This is a genomic window from Haoranjiania flava (assembly GCF_025631005.1).
Classification (GTDB): domain Bacteria; phylum Bacteroidota; class Bacteroidia; order Chitinophagales; family Chitinophagaceae; genus Haoranjiania; species Haoranjiania flava.
In genome coordinates this window covers 159595-173469 of sequence record NZ_JAOTPL010000006.1, presented here as the reverse complement: position 1 = coordinate 173469, position 13875 = coordinate 159595, and the positions used below count along the sequence as shown (strand labels likewise).

Sequence of the window (13875 nt, the reverse complement as noted above, 5' to 3'; positions counted from 1 at the left end):
CTAAAGTCTATAACCTCTTTCGGGCGAATCAATCACCTTCTGTGCATTGCTTCCTCTCACTGACAGGCGGGCGTTTGGTGTGAGCAAATATAGCTTTACCGGGATGATTGTGCGTAAATCCTAACTTCTATTGTGTGCAATTCCAAAAAATCTATAGCCTGTTGTGTGTAAGTTCAAACAAATATGTGTGAATAATTGATTTTAAGGTTTTTCAACTAAAAAGAAGAGAAAATGAATTTTGTGGGCAATTTGTAAAACAAATTAGAGTCCTTAAACACAAAAGCCCTGAAACGTACTGTTTACAAGGCTTTTGGCTTGTGGAGAATACCGGATTCGAACCGGTGGCCTCTTGCCTGCCAGGCAAGCGCTCTAGCCAACTGAGCTAATTCCCCTCATATCTTTTAAACTTTCCGGCATTGCTGCCATACGGTTGCTAAAGGCCGACAAAAGTAATAAGTATTTCATTAAATCGCAAAATAAAATCTGGAAACACCGCCAAAAAACTTACTTTTACAACAGGCTGCTGTACAAACCAAATAAAACCTATCAGATGCAAAAGATCTGGAACCAGATACTGGAATATTTATTTATCAGGAAAAGGGAAACTCCGCACAACTTTGACACGCGTGCCATGCATTGGATGAACAGGGTATCCATTATCCTGTTCCTGATAGCCTTGCTGATCTTATTCTATAGGCTGTTCATAAGGCGTTAGCTCTGCTTTCTTCTGCCTGAATGTAAAACTTCTCTGCACAAAATAAGTGAAGGCAACCACAATCACCACCGTAGTCCAATAAGAAGGAGTGGGGAACCAGCCGAATACCCTGACAAAAAGTTTCATCAGCAGGTAGTTCAGCGCCAGGTTAATAATTGCTACAATAAAATAGCGTATAAACTGTATTCTTCTGCGCAGGTGAGAGCCCGGAAACACCACGTACATGCTCAGGTAAAAACCCAGAGGCAGGGTCACCAGGAAGTTGCAGAGCAGGGCTGCGTTCTCAGGCTTGATTGCCAGGTTTATACCCCACAGAGAAGTTTCTACAAAAGCGTATTGTTTAAAAACAAAATTGTATAGCAGGGGATAAAGCAACATGCCCAGCGCCATATTTGCGCCGCCGCATACAGCATATCGGAATAACTGTAAAGGTAAAAAACGACGAAACGGCGGATAAAAGAAATCCACCGTTTGCAAGATCGTATTTTTTGACCAAAGATGCAACTTCCTCATTACTGTGGCGAAGTTAGCAAAATTGTTCTATATGGTTTGTGAATTATCTTCTCCTTGTGCCGAAAATATCATCCCATACAGTTCTGCTTCTGCGGTCGTACCTGGTACCTTCATTTTTGTTAAGCTGGCCAGGAGCATAGTCTGTAGCTTTTCCGCCGTACACCTTTTTAGCCTGGCCCGGAGGCAGGTCTGTATTGGTGCCGTACCTAATGCTTCGGCGATGGTACCTGTCATTGCGGCCATACCTGCCGTTGCGGTCATACATATCGTGGTCGCGGTTTTTTTGCGCGTACACTTTGTTGTTTTTTGCTTTGTGGCCGTTGCCTCTGTTCTGTGCCTGAGCGTCTGTGGCTGTAAACAATAATGCACCGCTCACTAATATTGCTAAGGCTGAAATTTTAAGGTTTTTCATATATCTATATTTTAGTTCGCCGCTTTGCGGCTGTTTTCAATGGTCACATGGAATAGGTTTTATTCATTACCAGTTGGTATGCAACTCTTATGACTATTTCATATATCTATATTTTAGTTCGCCGCTTTGCGGCTGTTTTTTAATCGTCAAATAGAATTACTTGCAGTGAACTTGGTTTCGCCATAATCATTGCGGTTGGTATGCAACTTTACTTATGACTATTTTTTGTTGTGTTTTTTAATTAATAGAATTTATAGTAATTAATCTCTGTCTTTGTATCTCTTATATTTATTCCTGTATTTTTTATCCTCTCTTTCATAACGGTCATATCTGTCATATTGGTCATACCTTTTGTTGTATTTTTTTTGCTGGCCGTAGGCATACGGCTTGGCGCTTGTGCTGCCGTAGAGTTTTTTTGCCTGTCCGGGTGGTAAACGCCTTTCTCGGTAAAACCTGCCATCGTAATAATATCCGCGGTTTGCATAGTACCTTCCATTCTGGTAGCGGTAATAATGCCCGTTGCGATAATATCCGTCAGCCCTGTTGTAACCATAGCCGTTGTTGTAGCCGTATCCGTCATTGTAAGTGGCACAGGCTGAAAAGCTAATCGCAACTGCCAGCATGACGCCTGTGAAAAATAATTTATTCATAATCTCTGTTCCTCCTTTGGTTTTGTTTCACCATGCATTTTTATTTATTTGTAAAAAGAATGAATGAAACATATTTTTGCATTTCTGAATTTAATGGCAAGTTAGAGCGGCAACATGAAGTTTACATGAAATAATCGTAAAATCAGTAAAAAACCTACCTGCCTGTATATTAATTTAAAATAATACCGGATTGCCGCAGCATTGTTTCGGGAAAAAGATAAAGAGATGAATATTGTAAGTGAAATTAAAGAAAAATCAGCACAAGCGTTGGAAGAATTGTACCAGTTGGCCGTGCCGGTCAATGAAGTATTGATCAATGAAACAAAGCCCGAGTTTGAAGGAGATTATACACTGGTGTTATTTTCTTTTATTAAACAAATAAAAAAAGCTCCGGAAGTCGTTGGCAATGAGATAGGAACGTATCTCAAGGATAAGTATCCGGCGATCTTTACTTCATACAACGTTATCAAAGGTTTCCTGAACCTGGAAATAGCAGACAGCTATTTTATAAACTTCCTGGATGAAGACCGGCATCAACAGCCGACAGGCCGGAAAATAATGGTGGAGTACTCTTCGCCCAATACCAATAAGCCATTGCACCTGGGCCATTTAAGGAACAACTTTCTTGGATGGAGCATCGCAAAGATTGCTGAAGCCAACGGCAATGAAGTGATAAAAACCTGTGTAGTCAATGATCGCGGCATACATATCTGTAAAAGCATGGTAGCATGGCAGCGGTTTGCCAAAGGCGCCACACCGCAATCTACAGCACAGAAAGGCGATCATTTCGTCGGCGACTATTATGTAAAATTCAATGATGCCTACAAGCAGGAAATAAACGAGCTGATAGCACAGGGCATGAGCGAGGCAGAAGCCGAAAAAGAAGCGCCCATTATGAAAGAAGCTCAGCAGATGCTCATCGACTGGGAAGCCGGAAAGCCTGAGGTGATCAGCCTTTGGAAAGAAATGAACGGCTGGGTGTACAAAGGATTTGATAAAACCTATGAAGCGATAGGCAGTAAATTCGACAAAATTTATTATGAAAGTGAAATATACCTGCTTGGTAAAAACCTGGTGGAGGACGGCCTGCAAAAAGGAGTGTTTTTTCAGAAAGAAGATGGCAGCGTATGGATAGACCTTACCTCCGAGGGACTTGATGAAAAGCTGGTGCAACGCAAAGACGGCACCTCGGTATACATCACCCAGGATATTGCACTGGCAGTGCTCAAGCAGCAGGAATACGGTATTGATAAAAATATTTATGTGGTAGGCGATGAGCAAAACTACCATTTTAAAGTACTGAAACTGATCTGCCAGAAACTGGGCCTGGCATCGGCAGACGGCATTTACCATCTCAGCTATGGTATGGTGGAACTACCTACCGGTAAAATGAAAAGCCGTGAAGGCACGGTAGTAGATGCAGACGACCTGGTGGAAGAAATGATCAGCATTGCACGCAATAAAACAGAAGAATTGGGCAAGGTAAAAGATTTTACCGGTGAAGAGCTGGAAAACCTGTACGCCACAATTGGCCTGGGTGCATTGAAGTTTTTCCTGCTGAGGGTAGATCCTAAAAAGAAAATGATCTTCAACCCCGAGGAGAGCATAGATTTTCACGGCTTTACAGGGCCATTTATACAATATACCCATGCCAGGATAAAGAGCATTCTAAGAAAAATAGCCGAAAGCGATTTCACTTTTTCTCATATCGAGAATTATGCACTCAACAGTTACGAGAAAGATGTGCTGTTGCATTTAGAGCAATATAGTGCTGTGTGCCTGGAAGCTTTTGAATTATACGATCCATCGAAAATAGCCATTTATATTTTTGAGCTGGCTAAAAAGTTCAATGCCTTTTATACCGAATGTTCCATTGCCAATGCAGAAAAACAGGACGAAAAAAGCCTTCGTGTAAAACTTGCCAGGCAAACAGCAGAAACCATCAGGCATGGCATGAGCTTATTGGGCATACAGGTACCTGAAAGAATGTAATTATTAGTGGAAAATTGACAATGGATAGTTGATAATGGATAGTTGAAAATTTGAAAGTTGATAATGAAATCAATTTCGCCAGAAGAAGGTATGGCCTTATTTTTAAAGTAGTATGGGCCACGAAATTTCATACAGCTCACAATTTAATATTTTATAGGTTCCGGTGCGTGCTCTTCTTACAAGGGAGGCGTAAAGATCTGTTATACCGCTTTATAATTGATTACCTGTCAATTCAGTTATTATTTTCCACTTGCCACTTTCCAATTATCCTATTGTGTCTCTGTTAACTATCAATTTTATTTTTTCTCTACCCAAACTTATCCACAATTTTGTACCATATTATTAATTTATCATTAACAGGCATTGCGATAGTTTGTTAAGATAAATAAAAGTGTTTCTTTTGCAGCAAGAATCAAATGAAACTAATATGTCATTCAAAAAATCATTACAATTATTTTTAATGTTGTTACTGCCGGCGGTACTGTTTGCGCAGGTAACTACGAGTAGTATTACGGGAACAGTTGTAGGCCCGAGCGGTAATCCGTTGACTGGCGCTTCTGTTACAGCTACTCACCTTCCCACTGGTAGTGTATATAAAACAATTACGCGTACCGGCGGTTTATTCGATCTCCCAGGATTGAGAATCGGTGGCCCTTATGTTTTAGAAGTGTCTTATGTTGGGTTTAATGTTCAAAAAATTGATGATATACAATTACTGTTGGGTCAGCCTTTAGACCTCGTTGTGGATATGGATGAATCTACAGTCAACGCGGGCAATGAAGTAGTTGTTACAAGCGTAAGAAGCAGGACGGCAGCGAGTGTGAAGACAGGAGCTGCAACCATTCTGACAAATGCACAGATAACAGCTATGCCTACAATATCACGTTCTATCAATGATTTTACACGCCTTACTCCACAAGCTAATGGCAATAGTTTCGGAGGCAGAGACGGCCGTTACAACAACTTAAGAGTTGATGGCGCGAACTTGAATAACAACTTTGGCCTTAGCAGCGACCTTGCTCCGGGCGGCGGTTCTCCAATATCTTTAGATGCCTTTGATGAAGTTTCTGTAAGCATAGCTCCATTCGACGTGCGCCAGTCTGGCTTCACAGGAGCGGGCATCAACGTAGTTACTAAGAGTGGTGCTAATCAATTTCATGGTTCTGCCTACACTTATTTAAGGAATCAGAATTCATACGGTTATAAAGTAAATGGTACAGAGCTTACTAAGACGGCTAATAGCAATACTATTGTAGGTGCTACTTTGGGCGGGCCAATTATCAAGAATAAATTATTCTTTTTTGTAAGTGGTGAATATGAAAAAAGTTCAAGACCAGGAATTAACTTCACTCCTGCTGGCTCTTCATTTGTAGGAAATCCTTCAAACACTAAGGTGGAAGATTTGAAAAAGGTATATGATTTTGTAAAATCTAAATACAATTACGATCTGGGTGCATATCAGAATTTTCCGAATTTTGATGAGAACAACCGCAAGATTTTAGCTAAACTTGACTGGAATATTGATAACAGCCATAAACTAACGCTCAAATTTTCTGACTATAAAGGTTACCAGGTAAGTCCGTTGAACGGAAGTAGTGTGCCTCAAAACGGGCCAATTATAGTAACGGGCCAGGCTAAAGGTGTAACACGTTTACCTAACAACAGGTTCAGCGCTAACTCTATGGCATTTTCAAGCTCTAACTATGCTACAAACAGAATTGTTAGGAGCGGTACCTTAGAGTTGAACAGCAGGTTCAGCCCGGAATTATCCAACCAGTTTTTAGCTACTTATACTAAAGTAAGCGATATCAGGGAGCCTTATGGCAACAAAACAGTTTTTCCGACTGTAGATATTTTTAACGGAGCCGGGCAAAACTTTATCAGCTTTGGTACCGATCCTTTTACAAATAATAACCAATTGGTGAACGATGTCATCAATTTTACCAACAACATTACTTATTACGCAGGCAGGCATACAGTTACAGGCGGTATCACCTATGAGCATCAGAAGATAGGTAATATGTTTATGGGCGGTTCTCAGGGACACTATGCTTTTAATTCATTAGATGATTTCCTCAATGAAAAAGCTCCTGCTTATTATGGTTATACTTATTCACTCGTGCCAAATAAACCGGCTGTATTTTCTGCTGAATTGAAATTAGGCCAGCTTGGAGCGTACTTGCAGGATGAGTACAATATTACTGATAAGTTTAAACTGACTTACGGTATAAGAATGGACATGCCTATTTATGGCGAGAAGCCCATAGCTAATCCGAAAATAGATGAACTTCAGTTCCCTGATAAAGACGGAAATATAAAGTCTTTCAGCACCGGTAAGTGGCCCAAAAACAGGCCGTTGTTCTCTCCAAGAGTTGGATTTAACTGGGATGCAATGGGTGACAAGTCATTGACTTTAAGAGGTGGTACAGGTATATTTACAGGACGCATACCATTTGTATTTTTAACCAATATGCCTTCGGGAAGCGGCATGTATCAAAATGCTGTAAGGCTTAATACCGCTGCAGACTTGCTTGCTGCAGGTGTTACAAAGTTTGATCCTAATCCTGATGCGTATGCAGAGTCTCCCGCATTTGTAAGAACAGCAGGTACTACTGTTCCCAGAGATTTTGTTTTAATTGATCCGGATTTCAGGTTTCCACAAATATGGAGAACTAATTTTGGTGCAGACAAAAGGCTTGGTAATGGGTATATAGCTACAGTTGATCTTATTTACACAAAAGATATCAACGCAGTAGTAATGCGCAATCCGAATTTGAAAGCGCCTACTACTCAATACACCGGTGCTGATACAAGATTTTATTACCCTAACGGTATAACCACTGCTGACACCTATTATCCGGCAGCCACAGTCGGCACACCTATTATTTTAGAGAACGTGAATAAAGGAAGTGCGTTTTCTGCCACTGCCCAATTATCTAAAACATTTGAAAATGGCTTTTTTGGTTCAGTAGCCTATACATATTCTGCTGCTAAAGAAGTGAGCCCCAATCCGGGTTCGAGGGCTACTTCCGCATGGCAATCTATATATAATGTAAATGGTCCGAATGACAAGGTGCTGGATAATTCTCAGTATGCGATACCGCATAGGATAATTGCAAACGCTTCTTACAGGATAGAGCATGGTATATTTAATTTTCCTACAACTCTATCGTTATTCTATGAAGGTGCACACCAGGGTTTGATCAGTTATAATGTTAATGGCTCTATTGTAGGAGATGGCAATACTGAATTAATGTACGTTTACCCTTCAGGAGCAGATGTGCCATTTATAGCTTCGACTAAATATACGGTCGCTCAGCAACAAGCAGCTTATGATGAGTTCATATCCAACAGTAAATACTTAAACAGTAAGAGAGGCCAGTACGTAAACCGTTATGGAGCTACATCTGCATGGTACAACCAGATTGATTTCCGTTTCCTGCAGGATTTGCTGGTTAGAAAAAATGAATTTGGCAAAACTGCAAGAGTATTACAGTTCAGCATGGATATATTCAATATCGGAAATATGCTGAACAGCAAATGGAAAAACTGGGGATATCGTCAGACCACAACACTTACAGATCCTTTACAGTTCAAAGGTGTTGTAAACGGTGCTCCAACTTTCAATATGAGAGAATATGGCGGTGCGTTGGTTACAAATCCATTTACACCAAACCTGTCTACATACAGTACATGGAGCATGCAAATGGGACTGAAATATACTTTCTAATTTTCTGCAACCTATATACTATCAAACCCGCTTCGGCGGGTTTTTTAGTTGATTGTAGTATATTATCTTTTCTTGAGTGACAACATTCCTGGAAGTTCGTCATTGCGATAAACTGTAGCATAGCGAAAGTTTAGAAGCAATCTCTGTATTGGAATGCAATGGGTTTGTGTTTTGAGACTGCTTCACTCGTAGCTCGTTCGCAGTGACGGCATCTTGGTTATCCGTCATTGCGATAAACTGTAGCATAGCGAAAGTTTAGAAGCAATCTCTTTATTGGAATGCGTTGGGTTTGTGATTGCTTCACTCGTACCTCGTTCGCAGCGACGGCATCTTTCGGAAGTTTCGTAGTGACGATTTTTGCTCATCAACTACTCTTTCAGTTTCTTACCACTACTTCCAGCAATTCATCAGCGAACATTGCGGAGTCTAAATCATTGTCAGAAGCAGCTAAATTGCCGAGTGTACGTGTATTGTTGATGTGCTGCTGAATGTAAAATATATGCTTGTAATTTTTACCGTACAGGTAGCTGATCATCTCGTGCAGATCGCTCTTTTGCAATAGGCCCGAATGCACGGTAGTCCTTACTTCAAAGGGCAGGGCAGCGCCGGAAAGTATATCCAGCGTTTCTTCAAACGGTTTATATAAATCAGACTGTGTGATCTCTTTAAACAGATGTGGGGGAGCTTTAAAATCAAGCGATACGTAGTCAACCAATTCCTCTTGAATCAATAAGCGCATCAAGGCAGGGTTGCTTCCGTTGGTATCAATCTTTACAAGAAATCCCATTGACTTTATCTGCATTATAAACTCTTTCAGATGTTTGTGCATCGTGCATTCGCCGCCGCTAAGCACCACGCCGTCAAGCAGATTTTTCCTTTTTTGCAGAAATAAACAAACATCTTCAAAAGACATTTTTCCTTTGCCTAAAACAATATCAGGATTGTAACAGTACACACACCGCATATTGCAGCCTGCAAACCAGATGATGCAGGCTGTTTTATCCGGGTAGTCAATCAGTGTAAAAGGCGTGATATCGTAAATAGGCTTGGCCATCCGGGAATTTGCTTAATTGCAACAGCCCTTTTCCACGAATAGTGTTCTTTGTTTGTGCTCGCCTTTTTTGCCGATATTGAAACTTTCAACAGGCCTGTGGTAGCCCATTACACGGGTGTACACAAGGCATTTTGTACGCTTCTCGGTGTTACTGTCAAGTAGTAACGCTTCTTTGGTTTTAGTAGTGTTCATTTTTTTTGTTATTTTGGTTTAATTCATTCAATAATTCTTTATCGCATTTCGGGCAATATTCATGTTCGCCTGCCAGGTATCCATGTTTGGGACATATACTGAACACAGGCGTTACCGTGATGTATGGCAGACGGAAGTTGCTCAATACTTTTTTTACCAGGTTGCGGCAGGCTTCGGCCGTGCTTATTTTTTCGCGCATGTACAAATGCAGCACCGTGCCGCCTGTATATTTGCATTGCAGCTGGTCCTGCAGGCTCAGCGCTTCAAACGGATCATCGGTATGGTCTGCAGGTATCTGTGAACTGTTGGTGTAATAAATATTTTCATCGAAGCCTGCCTGGATAATGTCGGGGTAGCGCTTCTTGTCTTCCTTGGCAAACCGGTAAGTGGTGCCTTCCGCCGGGGTAGCTTCCAGGTTGTAGAGGTTGCCCGTTTCAGCCTGGAACTCTTTCATCCTGTTGCGGATGTAATCGAGTATTTCGGCAGCAAACTCAATACCTGTCTCGGTTGTAATGCTGTCCTGCTGCTGGCTGTAGTTCACGATCATTTCATTGATACCATTTACGCCAATGGTAGAAAAGTGGTTCCTGAAATGCGGCAGGTACCTTTTTGTGTAAGGGTACAAACCTCTTTCGTACATATCCTGTATAAACACCCTTTTCTTTTCCAGGGTAGATTTTCCCAGCAACAGTAACTGATCCAGCCTTTCGAACAGCCCTTTCTTATTGCCTTTGTACAGGTAGCCGAGGCGCGCCATGTTGATGGTAACTACGCCGATGCTTCCTGTCATTTCAGCGCTGCCAAACAGCCCGTTGCCTCTTTTGAGCAATTCCCTCAGGTCAAGCTGCAACCTGCAACACATGCTCCTTACAGCATTTGGCTTATAAGCTTCAGGGTTTTCTACGCGATTGCCGTTGTCATCTAAAATATACTGGCTGCCTATAAAATTCTGGAAATAAGATGAGCCTATTTTAGCCGTGTTCTCAAACAGTATGTCTGTGTTTTCACCATGCCAGTCAAATTCTTCGGTAATGTTTACCGTGGGTATCGGGAAAGTGAATGGCTGTCCGTTGGCATCTCCCTCTGTCATTACGGTGTAGTAGGCCTTGTTGATCATGTTCATCTCTTCCTGGAAATGCTCGTATCTCAGGTCTACCAGTTGATCTGCTCCTCTCGCAATTGCTTTATTCAACAGGGCTTCGTCCTGTATGCCTGTAAACAGGTGGTGATTGTTTTTGGTAGGCATCTGCTCTTTGAGGTCTGCGGGCACTATCCAGTCGAGTGTAATATTGGTGAATGGCGACTGTCCCCAGCGTGCGGGCACATTGAGGTTGTACACAAAACTCCTTACGGCCTTTAAAACATCATTAAAGCTCAGGTTGTCCTTAAAAACATAAGGCGCCAGGTAAGTGTCGAAAGAGCTGAATGCCTGTGCGCCGGCCCATTCGCTTTGCAGTATGCCGAGGAAGTTGGCCATTTGTCCCAGCGCCTCGCGAAAGTGCGATGGCGGGCGGCTTTCAACACGTCCGCGTACACCGTTGAAGCCATCATTCAGCAGTACGCGCAGGCTCCAGCCGGCACAATAGCCGGTGAGGCAGTCCAGGTCATGGATGTGATAATCGCCGTTGCGGTGTGCGTAGCCTTCTTCCCTGGAATAAACTTTATCGAGCCAGTAGTTGGCAATGATTTTTCCTGCCACATTGTTCACCAGCCCGGCATTTGAATAAGATGTGTTGGCATTCGCATTGATGCGCCAGTCGGTTTCATGTATATACTCTTCAATAGTTTGCGTGCTGTCAACATAGGTGGTGTCTTCGTTTAACCCGCCGATATGTTCACGTTGCATCTTTCTTGTATGCCTGTACAGCATAAAGGAGCGCATCACATCAAAATAGTTGTTATCATACAGCTCCTTCTCTATAGTATCCTGTATTTCTTCCACAGCCCAGGTGGTTTTGCTGTCCAGCGCATGCATTACGCTTTCAAATATTGCCGGGCTATATTCTTTCTGCACACTATAAAATCCTTTTTTAATAGCATCTTCTATTTTAAAGGGTTCCAGCGGCTGGTATTCGCCGTTTCTTTTGATGACATATCTTTCCATATTTATAAAGCTTTTATTGGGAATGGTTTGGCTGCAAGTACTGTAAATGCTACGTTGTGGTGTGTCAAACTATTCCTGTGTGTGATTTTTCCTTTGCTGTAAGACAAATATCCAGGTAATTAATTAGAAAAGAAAGTGATTGTTTTACACATGGTGTGAAAAAGATACACAAGTCCTTTATTGACGCAGCTTTAAGCAATTATCAACAGGTGTGTATAATTACAGGATGATTAAAGGGTAATTTTGAGTAATGGTGCAAGGGATTTGGCTGAAAGATTGACTTCATAGGATGGTATAAACTTCAGAAAGGCAATAGACTAAATATCTATGTTATCTGTACTGCGAAGTGAGCTGCGGTACCCGGATAGACGGTGCAAGATCGTTCGTACTATGGTTTCAAAATAAATTCACATGTATGTGCGTTGTTGCTGTGATTTTTTTAAACTTGATTTTTGCAAAGCTGTTGGTGAAAGTTTTTTGGCTCGTATGCAACGAACAATCAACTCATGAAGAATCAGAATCATTAACTCTTTCAATAAAAGTGTTTGAAATTCATAAATTGCCCGAACACCTGTATCGAGGTCTTGCGAGTGCTTCCTTTAAAATATATTGTTTTGATTCCAGAACGTCTTTCAACTTGAATAGGTAAAACCTAAAATTATTTGCTATATCTGTCATGCAATTTCAAAATTTTGGTTTTTATCAAGTTTAATTTCTGGCTGATCCTTTATTATTTCTTTTACTAATTCAGGTTCATTCGCCAGCATGATAAGGAAAACATTGGCTAAGTTGTCCAAAGAATTTTCTTTAGTATCTCCATCTCCAACAGCATTAGGATATTGTCTAAAGTATGAAGTATAACCATTTGTCTTTTTGTCATGCAAAAAAACCGGCTCTAAGGAAATATTAATTTTTAGTTGCATGATATTATGTTTAATGTCTACTACGAAGTTATAATTTATTACATGTAGTTACTGATTTTTACCTGTATATTTTTCACGTTATAATAAAAATAAACAAATATTTATAAATTTAGTTTATTATGTTGGTTTCTTCATTTTATCGTAAAAATTGCGGCAATTCTTTCTTCCGGTACACTCAGCTTTTCCCATGCCTTTCCTAGAATTTGGGTTTGCTTCAATTGAAGTTCCATCTAACAGGCTGCATTCCAAAGCCGGTAAAGAAAGCAATAACCGGTATTTTTTAGTAGTAATTTATCTCCACAAAATGATCTCGCTGTAGGTAAATTTGGCTCAAGCCTAATAAGTCTGGGTTGCCAATCATAAAAGATAGCGAGTATTTATTTTTTGAGGGATAGTGTGAGGCTTTTTTGAGGCATAAAACTACCAAAAATAATTATAGAAATTGATAAATATGTGATGATTTGTTATTGGCTATAATAGAAAAGCCGCCAAACGTACTGTTTATGCGGCTTTCGTGTTGTCCAACCAGGGGTCGAACCTGGACTCTACTGATCCAGAGTCAGTTGTGTTGCCAATTACACCATTGGACAGTGCAGTGCAAATTTAAAACATTTTTTAAAATAAAAAACGGCTGCTGACTTTTATTGTACAAAAATGATTGTGTTCGCTATCATTCATCTTTGATCAATGCAGTTTGTACATAACGCATTTCTGGGAAGATTATCACCAACATTAACCTTACTCATTTCCCAGCCTATCATCGCGGTTTTGCGGGTATTGCCCCACATGTACTCACCGAAAATGCCGTTAGACCTGATTACCCGGTGGCAGGGAATCAGATAAGCTACCGGGTTACTGCCTATAGCTGTGCCCACTGCTCTTGCCGCATTTGGCTTACTGACACGGTCGGCTATGGCGCTGTAAGTAGTTAATTTACCTGCAGGAATACCAAGCAGAGCATTCCATACTTTTAATTGAAAGTCAGTACCCTTCAAATGTAATTTTATTTGCGCAAGATGATTGTGGTTATGCGTAAATATGGCCAAAGCTTTCTCGTGCAACGGATCTTTTGACTGAAAAAACATGGCATTTGGGAATATTGACTGCAGCGCTTTGAGCGGGTGATTGTTCTCTACGAATGCAGCATAGCATATACCTTTCGGTGTAGATGCTACAAACAGTTTACCAAAAACAGTGCTGTAAAATTCATAATGAATATGCAGGTTAGCGCCGCCGTTTTTATATTCTGCCGGCGTCATGCCTTCAATATTTACAAAGAGATCATGCAAGCGTCCGGTGCCTGAAAGCCCGGTTTCATAAGCAGTTTCCAGTAAAGTTGCCTGCTCAGCTAACATTTTTTTAGCGTGTTCCACTGTTATGTACTGCAGGAATTTCTTGGGGCTGGTGCCGGCCCATTCGGTGAATATTCTTTGAAAATGATAAGGGCTTAAATGCACAATGGATGCCAACTCACTGAGCCGTGGCTGGTCTTTAAAATGCAGCTTTAAATAGTTGATAGCTTCTGCTACGCGCTCATAATCTATAGATGGTTTCTGTTGCACTTTTTTTACAAAAATACCTGTTAGCTGC

Annotated in this window: 11 protein-coding genes and 2 tRNA genes; 3 read left to right on the top strand and 10 right to left on the bottom strand. The window is 41.0% G+C overall.

Features of this window, described 5'->3' with window-relative positions; genetic code table 11:
- Window positions 1-318 precede the first annotated feature (318 nt).
- Window positions 319-392 (bottom strand) — tRNA-Ala (locus OD355_RS06435).
- Window positions 393-550: 158 nt separating this feature from the next.
- Here OD355_RS06435 and OD355_RS06430 point away from each other — a divergent pair.
- Window positions 551-715, top strand: coding sequence for a DUF6728 family protein (locus OD355_RS06430; RefSeq protein WP_263037633.1), 165 nt, complete (start codon window positions 551-553; stop codon window positions 713-715).
- Here the strand turns inward: OD355_RS06430 and OD355_RS06425 are convergent.
- From OD355_RS06425 to OD355_RS06415, 3 genes are all read right to left on the bottom strand, one after another.
- A complete protein-coding gene (locus OD355_RS06425) occupies window positions 686-1183 on the bottom strand; it encodes a GtrA family protein (protein ID WP_263037635.1) in 498 nt (165 codons plus the stop codon). The genes OD355_RS06430 and OD355_RS06425 overlap by 30 nt on opposite strands.
- Before the next feature lie 88 nt (window positions 1184-1271).
- Window positions 1272-1640, bottom strand: a complete 369-nt coding sequence (locus OD355_RS06420; RefSeq protein ID WP_263037632.1) for a hypothetical protein — start codon at window positions 1638-1640, stop codon at window positions 1272-1274.
- Between the two features lie 260 nt (window positions 1641-1900).
- Entirely contained in the window at window positions 1901-2290 is a 390-nt protein-coding gene (locus OD355_RS06415; RefSeq protein WP_263037631.1) for a hypothetical protein, read from the bottom strand.
- Between the two features lie 225 nt (window positions 2291-2515).
- Here OD355_RS06415 and argS point away from each other — a divergent pair, with 225 nt between their 5' ends.
- Both argS and OD355_RS06405 read left to right on the top strand, forming a co-directional pair.
- Window positions 2516-4282 (top strand): arginine--tRNA ligase, encoded by a 1767-nt coding sequence (gene argS / locus OD355_RS06410; RefSeq protein WP_263037630.1) that lies wholly within the window; start codon window positions 2516-2518, stop codon window positions 4280-4282.
- A gap of 427 nt (window positions 4283-4709) precedes the next feature.
- Window positions 4710-8012, top strand: coding sequence for a TonB-dependent receptor (locus OD355_RS06405; protein ID WP_263037629.1), 3303 nt, complete (start codon window positions 4710-4712; stop codon window positions 8010-8012).
- A gap of 376 nt (window positions 8013-8388) precedes the next feature.
- Here OD355_RS06405 and OD355_RS06400 read toward each other — a convergent pair whose 3' ends face one another.
- The 6 genes from OD355_RS06400 to OD355_RS13890 form a co-directional block, all read right to left on the bottom strand.
- Window positions 8389-9066, bottom strand: a complete 678-nt coding sequence (locus tag OD355_RS06400) for an anaerobic ribonucleoside-triphosphate reductase activating protein (RefSeq protein ID WP_263037628.1) — start codon at window positions 9064-9066, stop codon at window positions 8389-8391.
- A 12-nt stretch (window positions 9067-9078) separates the two neighbouring features.
- Window positions 9079-9258 carry an anaerobic ribonucleoside-triphosphate reductase gene (nrdD, locus tag OD355_RS06395; RefSeq protein WP_263037627.1) on the bottom strand — a complete coding sequence of 60 codons (180 nt, stop codon included), beginning with the start codon at window positions 9256-9258 and terminating at the stop codon, window positions 9079-9081.
- Window positions 9245-11362: a ribonucleoside triphosphate reductase gene (locus OD355_RS06390; RefSeq protein ID WP_263037626.1), complete on the bottom strand. Its 2118-nt coding sequence runs from the start codon at window positions 11360-11362 to the stop codon at window positions 9245-9247. The genes nrdD and OD355_RS06390 overlap by 14 nt, the downstream gene beginning before the upstream one ends.
- 674 nt (window positions 11363-12036) lie before the next feature.
- A complete protein-coding gene (locus OD355_RS06385) occupies window positions 12037-12285 on the bottom strand; it encodes a hypothetical protein (protein WP_263037625.1) in 249 nt (82 codons plus the stop codon).
- A 517-nt stretch (window positions 12286-12802) separates the two neighbouring features.
- Window positions 12803-12875, bottom strand: a tRNA-Gln gene (locus OD355_RS06380).
- Window positions 12876-12959: 84 nt separating this feature from the next.
- Window positions 12960-13847, bottom strand: a complete 888-nt coding sequence (locus tag OD355_RS13890) for a methylated-DNA--[protein]-cysteine S-methyltransferase (RefSeq protein ID WP_317619107.1) — start codon at window positions 13845-13847, stop codon at window positions 12960-12962.
- Window positions 13848-13875: the final 28 nt, after the last annotated feature.